13 protein-coding genes are annotated in these 14,752 nt (G+C 56.5%); 12 read left to right on the plus strand and 1 reads right to left on the minus strand.

The window, feature by feature from the left end; genetic code table 11:
- Positions 1-55 precede the first annotated feature (55 nt).
- From aroA to BJF97_RS10380, 11 genes are all read left to right on the plus strand, one after another.
- Positions 56-1,339: a 3-phosphoshikimate 1-carboxyvinyltransferase gene (gene aroA / locus BJF97_RS10330; protein WP_032694245.1), complete on the plus strand. Its 1,284-nt coding sequence runs from the start codon at positions 56-58 to the stop codon at positions 1,337-1,339.
- A gap of 292 nt (positions 1,340-1,631) precedes the next feature.
- Positions 1,632-2,315, plus strand: a complete 684-nt coding sequence (gene cmk, locus BJF97_RS10335) for a (d)CMP kinase (RefSeq protein WP_004849475.1) — start codon at positions 1,632-1,634, stop codon at positions 2,313-2,315.
- Between the two features lie 137 nt (positions 2,316-2,452).
- Positions 2,453-4,126 carry a 30S ribosomal protein S1 gene (rpsA, locus tag BJF97_RS10340; RefSeq protein ID WP_004100702.1) on the plus strand — a complete coding sequence of 558 codons (1,674 nt, stop codon included), beginning with the start codon at positions 2,453-2,455 and terminating at the stop codon, positions 4,124-4,126.
- A gap of 150 nt (positions 4,127-4,276) precedes the next feature.
- The gene (gene ihfB / locus BJF97_RS10345) at positions 4,277-4,564 is read left to right on the plus strand and encodes an integration host factor subunit beta (protein ID WP_004100704.1); all 288 of its coding nucleotides are present in this window, start codon (positions 4,277-4,279) and stop codon (positions 4,562-4,564) included.
- A gap of 215 nt (positions 4,565-4,779) precedes the next feature.
- Positions 4,780-7,035 (plus strand): ComEC family protein, encoded by a 2,256-nt coding sequence (locus BJF97_RS10350; RefSeq protein WP_032694244.1) that lies wholly within the window; start codon positions 4,780-4,782, stop codon positions 7,033-7,035.
- A gap of 45 nt (positions 7,036-7,080) precedes the next feature.
- Positions 7,081-8,829, plus strand: a complete 1,749-nt coding sequence (msbA, locus tag BJF97_RS10355) for a lipid A ABC transporter ATP-binding protein/permease MsbA (protein ID WP_004849478.1) — start codon at positions 7,081-7,083, stop codon at positions 8,827-8,829.
- Positions 8,826-9,806 carry a tetraacyldisaccharide 4'-kinase gene (gene lpxK / locus BJF97_RS10360; protein WP_032694243.1) on the plus strand — a complete coding sequence of 327 codons (981 nt, stop codon included), beginning with the start codon at positions 8,826-8,828 and terminating at the stop codon, positions 9,804-9,806. Before msbA ends, lpxK begins: the two co-directional genes overlap by 4 nt.
- A gap of 45 nt (positions 9,807-9,851) precedes the next feature.
- Positions 9,852-11,081 (plus strand): winged helix-turn-helix domain-containing protein, encoded by a 1,230-nt coding sequence (locus tag BJF97_RS10365; protein ID WP_014228644.1) that lies wholly within the window; start codon positions 9,852-9,854, stop codon positions 11,079-11,081.
- 52 nt (positions 11,082-11,133) lie between these two features.
- On the plus strand, positions 11,134-11,316 hold the full coding sequence (gene ycaR, locus BJF97_RS10370; protein WP_004130952.1) for a protein YcaR: 183 nt from the start codon (positions 11,134-11,136) through the stop codon (positions 11,314-11,316).
- Positions 11,313-12,059, plus strand: a complete 747-nt coding sequence (gene kdsB, locus BJF97_RS10375; RefSeq protein ID WP_014228645.1) for a 3-deoxy-manno-octulosonate cytidylyltransferase — start codon at positions 11,313-11,315, stop codon at positions 12,057-12,059. Before ycaR ends, kdsB begins: the two co-directional genes overlap by 4 nt.
- A 141-nt stretch (positions 12,060-12,200) precedes the next feature.
- Positions 12,201-13,094 (plus strand): YcbJ family phosphotransferase, encoded by an 894-nt coding sequence (locus tag BJF97_RS10380; protein ID WP_032694242.1) that lies wholly within the window; start codon positions 12,201-12,203, stop codon positions 13,092-13,094.
- Here BJF97_RS10380 and elyC read toward each other — a convergent pair.
- On the minus strand, positions 13,071-13,850 hold the full coding sequence (gene elyC / locus BJF97_RS10385; protein ID WP_014228647.1) for an envelope biogenesis factor ElyC: 780 nt from the start codon (positions 13,848-13,850) through the stop codon (positions 13,071-13,073). The genes BJF97_RS10380 and elyC overlap by 24 nt on opposite strands.
- A 121-nt stretch (positions 13,851-13,971) precedes the next feature.
- Here elyC and cmoM point away from each other — a divergent pair, with 121 nt between their 5' ends.
- Positions 13,972-14,751: a tRNA uridine 5-oxyacetic acid(34) methyltransferase CmoM gene (gene cmoM, locus BJF97_RS10390; RefSeq protein ID WP_004849490.1), complete on the plus strand. Its 780-nt coding sequence runs from the start codon at positions 13,972-13,974 to the stop codon at positions 14,749-14,751.
- The last annotated feature ends 1 nt before the right edge of the window (position 14,752 follow it).

The raw sequence follows: 14,752 nt of genomic DNA on the forward strand, positions 1-14,752 counted from the left end.
ATCCCCGCAGCCGGTCTGCGGGGTTTTTATTCTGTTTGTTTGAGAGTTGAGTTTAATGGAATCCCTGACGTTACAACCCATCGCACGCGTAGATGGCACGATTAACCTGCCCGGGTCCAAGAGTGTCTCTAACCGTGCCTTGCTGCTGGCGGCTTTGGCCCGCGGCACGACGGTGCTGACCAACCTGCTGGATAGCGACGATGTACGCCACATGCTGAATGCCCTGAGCGCGCTGGGAGTTCATTACACCCTGTCTTCCGATCGTACCCGCTGTGAAGTCACCGGCAACGGCGGCCCTCTGGAGGCGGCTGAAGCATTAGAACTGTTCCTCGGTAATGCCGGAACGGCGATGCGTCCGCTGGCGGCGGCGTTATGTTTAGGCCGTAACGATATTGTGCTGACCGGCGAGCCGCGAATGAAAGAGCGGCCGATTGGCCACCTGGTTGACGCGCTGCGTCAGGGCGGGGCGCAGATTGATTACCTGGAGCAGGAAAACTACCCGCCGCTGCGCCTGCGCGGCGGTTTCAGCGGCGGCCAGGTTGAAGTGGACGGCAGCGTTTCCAGCCAGTTTCTGACCGCGCTCCTGATGACCGCCCCGCTGGCGCCTCAGGATACCGTCATCGCGATTAAAGGCGATCTGGTTTCCAAACCTTATATTGATATTACGCTGCACCTGATGAAAACCTTTGGCGTTGAGGTTGAAAATCAGTCTTACCAGCGTTTTATCGTACGCGGCAATCAACACTACCGCTCGCCGGGCGACTACCTGGTTGAAGGCGATGCCTCCTCGGCATCCTACTTCCTCGCCGCCGGCGCGATTAAGGGCGGAACGGTGAAAGTCACCGGTATCGGCCGCAACAGCGTCCAGGGCGATATCCGTTTTGCCGATGTGCTGGAAAAAATGGGCGCAACCATCACCTGGGGCGATGACTTCATTGCCTGCACCCATGGTGAACTGAACGCCATCGATATGGATATGAATCATATTCCGGATGCGGCGATGACCATCGCCACGGCGGCCCTGTTCGCGAAGGGCACCACGACGCTGCGCAACATCTATAACTGGCGTGTCAAAGAGACCGATCGTCTGTTTGCGATGGCCACGGAGCTGCGTAAAGTGGGGGCAGAGGTGGAAGAGGGGGAGGATTACATCCGCATTACTCCGCCCGCGAAGCTCCAGTTTGCTGAGATCGGCACCTATAATGACCACCGTATGGCAATGTGCTTCTCGCTGGTGGCGCTTTCCGATACGCCGGTCACCATCCTTGACCCGAAGTGTACGGCGAAAACGTTCCCGGACTACTTTGAGCAGCTGGCGCGAATCAGTACGCTGGCCTGAATAACGCGCGTTTAAGGTAAAAACGCCGGCCATCGTGTCGGCGTTTTTTTATGCCCGCGAGTTAAATCGGCAAGCCCTGGCGCAGTACATTCGCGCTGGCATCGCCGCAGATTAACGGTAAAACGGCATCATCTTCCGGGCTGTTGCTCTGTCAGCCCGCTATAATTGCACAATTCTTCCACAGGAGATTTCCTGTTATCCGTAATTTACAAGCAATGCTCACTTTCCGTTGAAGAGATGCGTATAATGCGCGGCGTTTATATATTGATGCGCCTTGCTGAAGGAGAAAAAGATGACGGCAACAGTTCCGGTAATCACCATTGATGGGCCTGGCGGTGCGGGCAAAGGCACCTTATGCAAGGCAATGGCAGAAACGCTGGGCTGGCATCTGCTCGACTCTGGGGCGATTTATCGCGTGCTTGCTCTCGCTGCGCTACATCATCATGTGGATGTTGAATCCGAAGAGGCGCTGGTGCCGCTGGCTGCGCACCTGGATGTTCGTTTTGTCTCCACTAACGGTAGCCTGGAAGTGGTGCTGGAGGGGGAGGACGTTAGCGCTGAGATTCGCACTCAGGATGTTGCCAACACGGCCTCTAAAGTGGCGGCTTTTCCCCGCGTGCGTGAAGCGTTGCTGCGCCGCCAGCGGGCCTTTCGCGAATTGCCAGGCCTGATCGCCGACGGACGCGATATGGGCACCGTCGTATTCCCTGATGCGCAGGTGAAAATTTTCCTTGACGCCTCCGCGGAGGAACGTGCTCATCGCCGCATGCTTCAGTTGCAGGAGAAGGGCTTTAGTGTTAACTTTGATCGCCTTTTATCCGAGATAAAAGAGCGCGACGATCGCGATCGCAATCGTACAGTCGCGCCGCTGATCCCGGCTGCCGATGCTTTAGTTCTTGATTCAACAGAACTAAACATTGAGCAAGTGATTGAAAAAGCGCTACACTATGCGCGCGAAAAACTGGCTTCCGCTTAATCGTCTTATCGATAAAGCACAACAGCCTCCGAATTATAGCAGTACCCCCGCAGCAATGGAGTGTTAGCGGGTATGTTAAACAACCCCATCCGGCATGGAGCCAGGTGGACGTTAAATATGAAACCTGAAGATTAAACATGACTGAATCTTTTGCTCAACTATTTGAAGAATCCTTAAAAACAATCGAAACCCGTCCGGGTTCCATCGTTCGTGGTGTTGTTGTTGCTATCGACAAAGACGTAGTACTGGTTGACGCCGGTCTGAAATCTGAGTCTGCCATTCCGGCAGAGCAGTTCAAAAACGCCCAGGGCGAGCTGGAAATCCAGGTTGGTGACGAAGTTGACGTTGCTCTGGATGCAGTAGAAGACGGCTTCGGTGAAACCCTGCTGTCCCGTGAGAAAGCTAAACGTCACGAAGCTTGGATCACGCTGGAAAAAGCTTACGAAGACGCTGAAACTGTAGTCGGTATTATCAACGGCAAAGTTAAAGGTGGCTTCACTGTTGAGCTGAATGGTATTCGTGCGTTCCTGCCGGGCTCCCTGGTAGACGTTCGTCCGGTGCGCGATACGCTGCACCTGGAAGGCAAAGAGCTTGAATTCAAAGTCATCAAGCTGGACCAGAAACGTAACAACGTTGTTGTTTCTCGTCGTGCCGTTATCGAATCCGAAAACAGCGCAGAGCGCGATCAGCTGCTGGAAAACCTGCAGGAAGGCATGGAAGTTAAAGGTATCGTTAAGAACCTCACTGACTACGGTGCATTCGTTGATCTGGGCGGCGTTGACGGCCTGCTGCACATTACCGATATGGCATGGAAACGCGTTAAGCATCCGAGCGAAATCGTAAACGTTGGCGACGAAATCACTGTTAAAGTGCTGAAGTTCGACCGCGAACGTACTCGTGTATCTCTTGGCCTGAAACAGCTGGGCGAAGATCCGTGGGTAGCTATCGCTAAGCGTTATCCGGAAGGTACCAAACTGACCGGTCGCGTGACCAACCTGACCGACTACGGCTGCTTCGTTGAAATCGAAGAAGGCGTTGAAGGCCTGGTTCACGTTTCCGAAATGGACTGGACCAACAAAAACATCCACCCGTCCAAAGTTGTTAACGTTGGCGATGTAGTGGAAGTTATGGTTCTGGATATCGACGAAGAACGTCGCCGTATCTCCCTGGGCCTGAAGCAGTGCAAAAACAACCCATGGCAGCAGTTCGCGGAAACCCACAACAAGGGCGACCGTGTTGAAGGTAAAATCAAGTCTATCACTGACTTCGGTATCTTCATCGGCCTGGACGGCGGCATCGATGGCCTGGTTCACCTGTCTGACATCTCCTGGAACGTTGCAGGCGAAGAAGCAGTTCGTGAATACAAAAAAGGCGACGAAATCGCAGCAGTTGTTCTGCAGGTTGACGCAGAGCGCGAGCGTATCTCTCTGGGCGTTAAACAGCTCGCAGAAGATCCGTTCAACAACTGGGTTGCACTGAACAAGAAAGGCGCAATCGTAAACGGTAAAGTCACTGCAGTTGACGCTAAAGGCGCAACCGTAGAGCTGGCTGACGGCGTTGAAGGTTACCTGCGCGCTTCTGAAGCTTCCCGTGACCGCGTTGAAGATGCAACTCTGGTTCTGAGCGTTGGCGACGACGTTGAAGCTAAATTCACCGGCGTTGATCGTAAAAACCGCGCAATCAGCCTGTCTGTTCGTGCGAAAGACGAAGCTGACGAGAAAGATGCAATCGCAACTGTTAACAAACAGGAAGATGCAAACTTCTCCAACAACGCAATGGCTGAAGCTTTCAAAGCAGCTAAAGGCGAGTAATCTTAGTCTTTCGGGTTACAACAACCTGAATTACGACGAGTTTACTTGACAGATTGCAGGATTCGTCCTGTAATCAAGCACAAAGGGCGGCTACGGCCGCCCTTGTTTAAGCTGTTAGCTAATTTTGCCTTGAAGGAAACCGGAGGAATAATGACCAAGTCAGAATTGATAGAAAGACTTGCCAGCCAGCAATCTCACATTCCTGCGAAAGCAGTGGAAGATGCTGTTAAAGAAATGCTGGAGCATATGGCCTCAACGCTTGCTCAAGGCGAGCGCATTGAAATCCGCGGTTTCGGCAGCTTCTCTCTGCATTATCGAGCACCCCGCACCGGGCGTAACCCAAAGACTGGCGATAAAGTTGAACTGGAAGGTAAATACGTTCCCCACTTTAAGCCGGGCAAAGAATTACGCGACCGCGCCAATATTTACGAAGAGTAAGTTTCGCCGATCGGTGACAACATACTTAAACGTTAAAAAAGCACCTTCGGGTGCTTTTTTTATGCCTTTAAATCTCTCTTTGAAGTGACCTCACAAAACGCGGGTTCTGTTGCGTTAACGCGGTAGATTTTGCGGATGGCGCGGCGCAGTTCCTTTCCTTGCCTGGCGACACACTCCCCGTTTAGCGTAACACTCCCTCTGACAGGGAGGTGCTAATGCGTTTACCACAACTTGCCGGCTGTGTGATTATCGGTATTCTGCCGCTGCTCTGGCTGCCAGTACTGCCCGGGCGGAGGGTTATCTGGGGGCTCATGGCCCTGGCGCTACTCATTGCGCAATGTCGACGCAGACCTGCGCAATACGCAGCATTGATAACGCTGTTTTTTGTCTGGGGAGCCCTCAGCGCAGGCGAGGTGCTGTGGCCGACGGAGAGGTTAACGGACAGGAATCGCCAGGTTGACGTTGAGCTAACCGCAACGGACGGGCAGACAACGCATCAGGGGAAGATTATCCGTCTGGATGGGCGACGGCTGTTTCCTGCGCCAGGGATTAGCCTCTACGGCAGCTACCTGCCAGAAACGCCCTGCGCAGGTCAGGTTTGGGCGATGACGCTGCGCGCGCGTCCGGTACACGGACAGCTCAACGATGGCGGGTTTGATAGCCAGCGTCATGCATTGTCGCAGCATCGTCCGTTAACCGGACGCTTTATCACCGCTGACGTTCGGGTGCGGACCTGTAGTTTGCGGGCGCGTTATCTTGCTTCGCTGAATCAAACGCTGAACGCGTTGCCGTGGCAATCGGTGATGCTAGGGTTAGGTATGGGGGAGCGTCTGGCGATACCGCGAGAGATAAAGACCCTGATGCAGGAAACCGGGACATCGCACCTGATGGCGATTTCTGGCTTACATATCGCGCTAGGGGCTTCATTGGGCTGGTTGCTGCTCAGAGGTGTGCAGTTTTTTCTCCCGTGCCGCTGGCTTGGCTGGCGGGCGCCGCTGCTCGTTGGCCTGGCGAGCGCGATTTTTTACGCCGGGCTGACCGGTATGCAGCCACCCGCGTTGCGCACCTGCGTCGCGCTGGCCGCCGGCTGCGCGCTGCGGCTATCCGGAAAACGCTGGTCGCCATGGCAGCTATGGGTCTGCTGCATTGGCGCAATACTGTTTGCCGATCCGCTGGCGGTGTTGTCCGAAAGCCTCTGGCTTTCCGCGTTTGCCGTTGCGGCGCTTATCTTCTGGTATCAGCTGGCGCCGATGCCGGGCGGCAAAAGGAGCGGGCTACTGCGTCAAAGCCTCGCGTTATGTCATCTGCAGATCGGCTTAATGTTTTTACTTGCTCCTCTACAGATCGCACTTTTTCACGGCATCAGCCTGACGTCCGTGCTGGCCAACTTGATTGCCGTGCCGCTGGTGACCTTTGTCGTTGTCCCGCTAATTCTGACCGCGATGTTTTTACACCTCTGCGCGCCGTTTATCATTGAGATGGCAGTCTGGCAATCGGCGGACCGTGTTCTGGCCGCGCTATTCTGGTTCTTACGACAGCTGCCGCCCGGCTGGCTGGCGCTGGATGCGCGCTGGCTTGGGATAAGCTTGCTGCCGTGGCTGGCGTTAATCGTCTGGCGTTTTCATGCGTGGCGCACGTTGCCCGCGTTTTGTTTAGCATTTCTCGGGCTATTGAGCTGGCCCTTCTGGCGGAGTACGGCTGCTAACGAATGGCGAGTCACCATGCTGGATGTCGGGCAGGGGCTGGCAATGGTGATTGAACGCGAGGGCGCGGCGCTTCTCTATGATACCGGCCTGGCCTGGCCCGAGGGAGACAGCGGTCAGCAGATCATTATTCCCTGGCTACGCTGGCATCATTTGCAGCTTGAAGGCGTCGTTCTCAGCCACGAGCATCTCGATCACCGCGGCGGGCTAAATTCGGTGTTAAAGGTGTGGCCCCGGATATGGGTGCGAAGCCCTTTAGGCTGGGAGGGTCATTTAGCCTGCCAGCGCGGAGAAACCTGGCAGTGGCGGGGTTTAACCTTTCGCGCGCTCTGGCCGCTGCCTGGAGCGACAGCGCAGGGGAATAATCGCTCGTGCGTGGTGCGTATTGATGACGGTAAACACAGTATTCTGCTGACCGGGGATATCGAAACGCCTGCGGAACGGGCGATGATTAGCCGCTACTGGCAGCATCTTACGTCTACACTTATCCAGGTCCCCCACCACGGCAGTAATACCTCGTCGGGAATCGCCCTGCTGCAGAGCGTTGGCGGAGAAGCTGCGCTGGCTTCCGCTTCGCGCTATAACGCATGGCGCATGCCATCAACCAAAGTGATTCAGCGCTACCGAAAACAGAGTTATCAGTGGTTCGACACGCCGCATCAGGGGCAAATTACGGTGGTTTTTTCTCCGGATAGCTGGCAAATCCATGGCTTACGGGATCAAGTTTTACCGCGATGGTATCATCAGTGGTTTGGCGGGAAGGCGTAGAACGGGTAGAATATGCGGCTATTTCAACACAAGCTGGTTTATTGAATGCAGAACGATAAAGATCTCTCCACGTGGCAGACCTTCCGCCGACTCTGGCCGATTATAGCGCCGTTTAAACCCGGGCTAATCGTGGCAGCGGTAGCGTTAGTGCTTAACGCGGCTAGTGATACCTTCATGCTATCGCTTCTTAAACCGTTATTGGATGATGGTTTTGGTAAAACGGATCGCTCGGTGCTGATATGGATGCCGCTGGTGGTGATCGGGTTGATGGTTCTGCGCGGCATTACCAGCTACGTTTCGAGCTACTGTATCTCCTGGGTTTCCGGCAAGGTCGTGATGACGATGCGCCGTCGTTTATTCAGCCACATGATGGGGATGCCGGTTGCCTTCTTTGACAAACAGTCCACCGGGACGCTGCTATCGCGTATTACCTATGATTCCGAGCAGGTCGCGTCTTCTTCCTCCAGCGCGCTGATTACCGTCGTGCGCGAAGGCGCGTCGATTATTGGCCTCTTCGCGATGATGTTTTATTACAGCTGGCAGCTGTCATTGATTCTGATCGTGCTGGCGCCGATCGTGTCTATTGCGATTCGCGTGGTCTCGAAGCGTTTTCGTAATATCAGCAAGAATATGCAGAACACCATGGGCCAGGTGACGACCAGCGCAGAGCAGATGCTGAAAGGGCATAAAGAAGTGCTGATGTTTGGCGGTCAGGCCGTCGAAACCAAACGTTTTGATAAAGTCAGCAATAAAATGCGCCTGCAGGGGATGAAAATGGTCTCCGCGTCGTCAATTTCTGACCCGATTATTCAGCTGATCGCCTCTCTGGCCCTGGCTTTCGTGCTATATGCTGCCAGCTTCCCGAGCGTAATGGAGACGCTGACGGCGGGTACCATCACCGTTGTCTTCTCTTCAATGATCGCGCTGATGCGTCCGCTGAAATCACTGACTAACGTCAACGCGCAGTTCCAGCGCGGGATGGCCGCTTGCCAGACGCTTTTCGCTATCCTTGACTCCGAGCAGGAGAAAGATGAAGGCACGCGGGTTATCGAACGCGCGAAGGGCAACCTCGAATTTAAAAACGTCACCTTCAGATACCCGGGACGCGAAGTCGCCGCGCTGCGCAATATAGACCTGAATATTCCGGAAGGAAAAACCGTGGCGCTGGTAGGGCGCTCGGGTTCGGGTAAATCGACCATCGCCAGCCTGATTACGCGTTTCTACGATGTCGATGATGGGCAGATCTTACTGGACGGCCACGACCTGCGTGAATACACCCTGAGCTCCCTGCGCGATCAGGTTGCGCTGGTGTCGCAAAACGTTCATCTCTTCAACGATACCGTAGCGAATAACATCGCCTACGCGCGTACCGAAGAGTACAGCCGCGAGCAGATAGAAGAAGCCGCTCGTATGGCTTATGCCATGGACTTTATCAACAAAATGGACAATGGCCTGGATACGATTATCGGGGAAAACGGCGTTATGCTTTCCGGCGGTCAGCGCCAGCGTATCGCTATCGCTCGCGCCCTGCTGCGTAACAGCCCGATACTGATCCTCGACGAAGCCACGTCGGCGCTGGATACCGAATCGGAACGCGCTATTCAGGCGGCGCTGGACGAACTGCAGAAAAACCGCACCTCGCTGGTGATTGCCCACCGTCTGTCGACGATTGAGCAGGCCGACGAGATCGTGGTGGTGGAAGATGGCCAGATCGTTGAACGCGGCAGCCATACCGATCTGCTTGAGCACAAGGGCGTTTACGCCCAGCTGCATAAGATGCAGTTCGGCGCATGATTGCACGCATCTGGTCCGGTGAGTCGCCCTTATGGCGGCTGCTGCTTCCGCTCTCCTGGCTCTATGGCCTGGTGAGCGGGTTGATACGGCTGAGCTATAAACTCGGTTGGCAAAAAGCCTGGCGAGCGCCGGTGCCGGTGGTGGTGGTGGGTAATCTGACCGCGGGCGGTAATGGTAAAACGCCGGTTGTCGTCTGGCTGGTGGAACAGCTTCAGCAGCGCGGTATTCGCGTTGGCGTCGTTTCACGCGGCTACGGCGGTAAAGCGGCGAGCTATCCGCTGCTGCTGAATACGGCTACCCCCACAGCGGAAGCGGGCGATGAGCCGGTGCTGATTTACCAGCGTACCGGCGCGCCGGTTGCCGTCTCGCCGGTACGCAGCGATGCGGTACAGGCCCTGCTCGCCGCCCACGATCTGCAGCTTATCGTCACAGACGATGGCCTGCAGCACTATAAGCTGGCGCGCGACAAAGAAATTGTGGTGATTGACGGCGTGCGCCGTTTTGGCAACGGCTGGTGGCTGCCTGCCGGCCCCATGCGCGAGCGCGCTTCGCGTTTACGCAGCGTGGATGCGGTTATCGTTAACGGCGGTCTCGCCCGTCCGGGAGAGATCCCGATGCAGCTTCGCCCCGGGCAGGCGGTAAATCTGCTGACCGGTGAACGCCGGGATGCGGCGGCGTTGGACAACGTGGTGGCGATGGCCGGAATCGGCCACCCGCCGCGCTTCTTCGCCACCCTTGAAAGCTGCGGCGTCAGTCCGATAAAAACCATCGCCTTAGCCGATCATCAGGCATTGGCGCAGAGCGCAGTCGCCGCGCTGGCGACGCCGCAGCAAACCCTGCTGATGACCGAAAAAGATGCGGTGAAGTGCCGCGAATTTGCTCAGGCAAACTGGTGGTATCTTCCGGTCGACGCGATAATGACTGACCAACGCGCGCAGCGGTTGCTCACGGACTTAGTTACCCTGGCGCAACGCTAATCGTCGTATCACCGCTTGCGCCGGAACCCTTAACGGAGAAGCTGCATGCCGGTATTGTCCCTCTCGCTTAAAGAAGCCCGCCATCTTCACCTTGCCGCTCAGGGGCTGCTAAAAAAGCCCCGTCGCCGCGCAAAGCCTGGGGATATTCTGCAGACCATTAAGCAGATGTCCCTGCTGCAAATCGATACCATCAATGTTGTTGCGCGCAGTCCTTATCTGGTGCTGTTCAGCCGCCTCGGCCACTATCCGCAGCGCTGGCTGGACGAGGCGCTCCGCGCCGGCGAGCTGATGGAGTACTGGGCGCACGAAGCCTGCTTTTTACCGCGCAGCGACTTTTCACTGGTGCGTCACCGCATGCTGACGCCGGATAAAATGGGCTGGAAATATCACAAAGCGTGGATGACCGAACACGCCGAGGGCATTCAGGCGCTGTTGGCGCATATAGCCGAAAATGGCCCGGTTCGCTCGGCCGACTTCGAGCATCCGCGCAAAGGCGCCAGCGGATGGTGGGAGTGGAAACCGCATAAGCGCCATCTTGAAGGCTTATTCACAGCCGGTGAAGTGATGGTTATCGAGCGGCGTAATTTTCAGCGCGTTTACGATCTGACGCAGCGGGTCATGCCGGACTGGGACGATGAGCGCGACGGGCTCTCTCAGGAGCAGGCTGAAGCCATGATGTTACGTAATAGTGCTCGCAGCCTGGGGATTTTTCGCGCGCAGTGGCTGGCGGATTATTATCGTCTGCGTCAGCCCCCGCTGCCGCTACTGCTGGCGAGCTGGCAGGAGGAGGGGCTGGTGGTGCCGGTTAACGTTGAAGCGCTGGGCGAAATGTGGCTCCACCGTGATGCACTGGCGCTGCTGGAATCTTCACCCGGCGGTAGGCTCGCCGCCAGCCGCAGCGCGGTGCTTTCGCCTTTCGATCCGGTAGTCTGGGATCGCAAACGAGCGGAACAGCTGTTTAACTTTACCTATCGCCTGGAGTGCTACACGCCCGCGCCGAAACGGCAGTATGGCTATTTCGTATTACCGCTGCTGCACCAGGGGAGACTGGTTGGCAGAATGGATAGCAAAATGCACCGCAAAACCGGCGTTCTGGAAATTATCGCCCTGTGGCTGGAGGAGGGCGTCAAGGTGACGTCGGGTCTGGAGAGCGGGCTAAAACGCGCCATTGATGATTTTGCCCTCTGGCAGGACGCCACGCGGGTGAGCTGCGGGAAGCTGCCGGCGGAACTTTTTGCCGGGCGGCAACAGGGTTGGGAAATTGACGCTGCCTGAGCCCACGTGTGATATGCTGCTGAAGAATCTATTCGGTCCATCTGGAGGAATCATGGATCACCGTTTACTTGAAATTATCGCCTGTCCGGTTTGTAACGGTAAGCTATATTACAGCCAGGATAAGCAAGAACTGATCTGCAAACTTGATCGCCTGGCTTTTCCGCTGCGTGAAGGCATTCCCGTACTACTGGAAACCGAAGCCCGCCCGCTTCCTGTAGAAGAGAGCCAGTCATGAGTTTCGTGGTTATTATCCCCGCGCGCTTCGCTTCTACCCGCCTGCCAGGGAAACCGCTCCAGGATATCAACGGCAAGCCGATGATTGTCCATGTTCTGGAACGTGCTCGCGAATCCGGGGCCGAGCGGATTATCGTTGCTACCGACCATCCAGACGTGGCCCGCGCGGTGGAAGCCGCCGGCGGTGAAGTCTGCATGACCCGTGAAGATCATCAGTCAGGCACCGAACGCCTGGCCGAGGTGGTTGAAAAATGCGCCTTCAGCGATGACACCATCATTGTGAATATTCAGGGCGATGAGCCGATGATCCCGCCCGCGATCGTGCGCCAGGTAGCCGAGAATCTGGCTGCCAGCACCAGTGGTATGGCAACCTTAGCGGTGCCAATCCACGATGCGGAAGAGGCGTTTAATCCGAATGCGGTGAAGGTCGTCATGGATGCTGAGGGCTACGCGCTCTATTTTTCCCGCGCCACCATTCCGTGGGATCGCGATCGTTTCGCTAAATCCCGCGAGTCTATCGGTGATTCGCTGCTGCGTCATATCGGTATTTATGGCTATCGCGCCGGTTTTATTCGTCGCTATGTGAGCTGGGCGCCGAGCCCGCTGGAGCAAATAGAGATGCTCGAGCAGCTGCGCGTGCTGTGGTATGGCGAGAAAATCCATGTCGCGGTGGCGGAAGTGGTTCCCGGTACAGGTGTCGATACGCCGGAAGATCTGGAGCGCGTTCGCGCGGAGCTGCGTTAATCCCCCCATCCCCTCCGCCAGGAGGGGATATTCCCAGGCCGTTATTCCATACTTTTTTACGTCAATTTTGATCTCACCCGATGACAACCCCGGCCCAGGCGCTCATTATGAAACCGGTAGTATTCATAGGGGTAATCAGAAATGGAACAGTTGCGTACCGAGCTGAGCCACCTGCTGGGTGAAAAACTAAGCCGCGTGGAGTGCGTCAGCGAGAAACCGTCGTCGGCTCTGTGGTCGCTATATGATGCGCAGGGAAACCCAATGCCGCTGCTGGCGCGCAGCTTTACGACGCCGGGCGTGGCGCGTCAGCTGGCGTGGAAGATATCAACCCTGGCGCGAAGCGGCACCGTCCGTATGCCGGTTGTCTACGGCGTGATGACGCACGACGAGCATCCGGGTCCCGATGTACTGCTGATTGAACGACTGCGCGGCGTCTCGGTTGAAGCCCCCGCCCGCACGCCGGAGCGCTGGGAGCAGCTGCAGGAGCAGATCGTGGAAGCGCTGCTGGCCTGGCATCGTCAGGATAGCGGCGGCTGCGTAGGGATGGTCGATAGCACTCAGGAAAACCTCTGGCCATACTGGTACCGCCAGCGCGTGGAGGTGCTATGGAGTACGCTGAATCTTTATCAGGATACCGGCCTGACGATGCAGGACAAACGCATCCTGTTCCGCACGCGCGAATGCCTTATGGATTTGTTTAAAGGTTTCAATGATAACTGCGTGCTGGTACACGGTAGCTTCACGCTGCGCAGCATGCTTAAAGATCCGCGCAGCGATCAGCTGCTGGCGATGGTGGGGCCGGGCATGATGCTCTGGGCGCCGCGGGAATACGAGCTTTTCCGTCTGGCCGAGAGCGCTCAGGAAGAGGAGCTGCTGTGGCACTATCTGCGCCGGGCGCCGGTGGCGGAAGCGTTTCTCTGGCGACGCTGGCTGTATCTGCTGTGGGACGAAGTGGATAATCTGGTGAATACCGGACGCTTTGACCGCGTCCGGTTTGACCTGGCGGCAAAGTCAATCCTGCCCTGGCTCGCCTGAAGAACCTTTTAGCCACTGCCAGATGCGGCCTAACGTTTCGTAACCCACCCGATCGCTATGCATGAGCCAGACGGGCGAAGGAATAGCCCGCTCCCACGGGTTAAGCGGTGACTCAATCGCCAGCTGGTTGGCCGGCGCGGGCAGGGGAGTTAGCCCGGCGCGGCGAAAGAAAATCATCGCCCGCGGCAGATGAGACGCGGAGGTGACCAGCAGGAAGGGCGCATCGCCTATCGCCATCTTCACCGCAGCGGCTTCCTCTTCGGTATCTTTGGGTTTATCCAGGACAAGGATTTCGCTGCGCGGTATGCCCAGGCTCTCTGCCACTCTGGCCCCGGCTTCTGCCGTACTGACCGGATTTGTTTTTGCCGCTGCGCCGGTAAAGATGAGTTTCGAGCCCGGATTTTCATACCACAGGCGGATCCCCTCCGTCAGCCGCGGCAGGCTATTATTGATGAGATTGGAACTGGGCGCCCAGTCCGGGTTCCAGGTGTAGCCTCCGCCAAGCACGACCACGTACTGCACGCGCTTTTCACCTCGCCACGTCGGGTACTTATCTTCAATTGGCTTGAGCAGGCTATCGGCGACCGGTTGCAGGCTCAACAGCAGCAACAGCAGCCAGCCGAGGCTGACGCAGAGCTTGCCGGTGCGCTGGAAACGGCTAAACCACAGCAGGGCTATGCCGAGCGCAATGAGCAGCAGCAGCAGGGGAAGCGGCAGCATCATACCGCCTAAAACCTTTTTCAGCGTAAAAAGCATGCCGTACGGTTCCTTTTTTAACCATATAACCAAAGATATGCCCGGATCTTACAACAGATCGCTTCATTCTCCGCGCGGGTATGACAAAATAGCGGCTTTGTGTTGGCGTGTGGAGTCACCCGTGCAGGATCGTAATTTCGATGATATTGCTGAAAAGTTTTCGCGCAATATATACGGCACCACCAAAGGCCAGCTGCGGCAGGCGATCCTCTGGCAGGATCTGCAACCGCTGCTGGACCGGCTGGGGCCTGGGCCATTGCGAGTTCTTGACGCGGGCGGCGGCGAAGGGCAGACGGCGATCAAAGTGGCGGAAATGGGGCATCACGTCACGTTATGCGATCTCTCTGGTGAAATGGTGGCTCGTGCCCGGCAGGCGGCTGCCGATAAAGGTGTGATCGACAACATGCATTTTGTACAATGCGCGGCTCAGGATATTGAGCAGCATTTGGAAAGTCCGGTCGATCTGATACTGTTTCATGCGGTGCTGGAGTGGATAGCCGAACCACAGGCGATGTTGCGTACCCTGTGGTCGATGCTGCGCCCCGGCGGCGCGTTGTCGCTGATGTTCTACAATGCTAACGGTCTGTTGATGCACAATATGGTCGCCGGAAATCTCGACTATGTGCAAATCGGCATGCCGAAAAAGAAAAAACGCACGCTGTCGCCGGACTATCCGCGCGATCCGCAGCAGGTTTACGGCTGGCTGGAAGAGATTGGCTGGCAGATTACCGGCAAGACCGGCGTGCGGGTGTTTCATGATTATCTGCGTGAAAAACACCAACAGCACGATAAATTTGCGGCGCTGCTGGAGCTGGAAACGCGCTACTGTCGCCAGGAGCCGTATATTAGCTTAGGCCGTTATATTCACGTCACCGCGCTTAAGCCGCAGATGCAAGGATAAA

The organism is Klebsiella sp. LTGPAF-6F, from assembly GCF_001753185.1.
In the GTDB taxonomy this organism is placed as follows: domain Bacteria; phylum Pseudomonadota; class Gammaproteobacteria; order Enterobacterales; family Enterobacteriaceae; genus Klebsiella; species Klebsiella michiganensis.

What these genes read in the sequence shown, in the direction of transcription:
- lpxK (WP_032694243.1), top strand. Translation starts at nt 8,826, where the DNA reads ATGATTGCACGCATCTGGTCCGGTGAGTCGCCCTTATGGCGGCTGCTG.
- rpsA (WP_004100702.1), top strand. Translation starts at nt 2,453, where the DNA reads ATGACTGAATCTTTTGCTCAACTATTTGAAGAATCCTTAAAAACAATC.
- msbA (WP_004849478.1), top strand. Translation starts at nt 7,081, where the DNA reads ATGCAGAACGATAAAGATCTCTCCACGTGGCAGACCTTCCGCCGACTC.
- BJF97_RS10365 (WP_014228644.1), top strand. Translation starts at nt 9,852, where the DNA reads ATGCCGGTATTGTCCCTCTCGCTTAAAGAAGCCCGCCATCTTCACCTT.
- ycaR (WP_004130952.1), top strand. Translation starts at nt 11,134, where the DNA reads ATGGATCACCGTTTACTTGAAATTATCGCCTGTCCGGTTTGTAACGGT.
- BJF97_RS10350 (WP_032694244.1), top strand. Translation starts at nt 4,780, where the DNA reads ATGCGTTTACCACAACTTGCCGGCTGTGTGATTATCGGTATTCTGCCG.
- BJF97_RS10380 (WP_032694242.1), top strand. Translation starts at nt 12,201, where the DNA reads ATGGAACAGTTGCGTACCGAGCTGAGCCACCTGCTGGGTGAAAAACTA.
- cmk (WP_004849475.1), top strand. Translation starts at nt 1,632, where the DNA reads ATGACGGCAACAGTTCCGGTAATCACCATTGATGGGCCTGGCGGTGCG.
- elyC (WP_014228647.1), bottom strand. Translation starts at nt 13,850, where the DNA reads ATGCTTTTTACGCTGAAAAAGGTTTTAGGCGGTATGATGCTGCCGCTT.
- aroA (WP_032694245.1), top strand. Translation starts at nt 56, where the DNA reads ATGGAATCCCTGACGTTACAACCCATCGCACGCGTAGATGGCACGATT.
- kdsB (WP_014228645.1), top strand. Translation starts at nt 11,313, where the DNA reads ATGAGTTTCGTGGTTATTATCCCCGCGCGCTTCGCTTCTACCCGCCTG.
- ihfB (WP_004100704.1), top strand. Translation starts at nt 4,277, where the DNA reads ATGACCAAGTCAGAATTGATAGAAAGACTTGCCAGCCAGCAATCTCAC.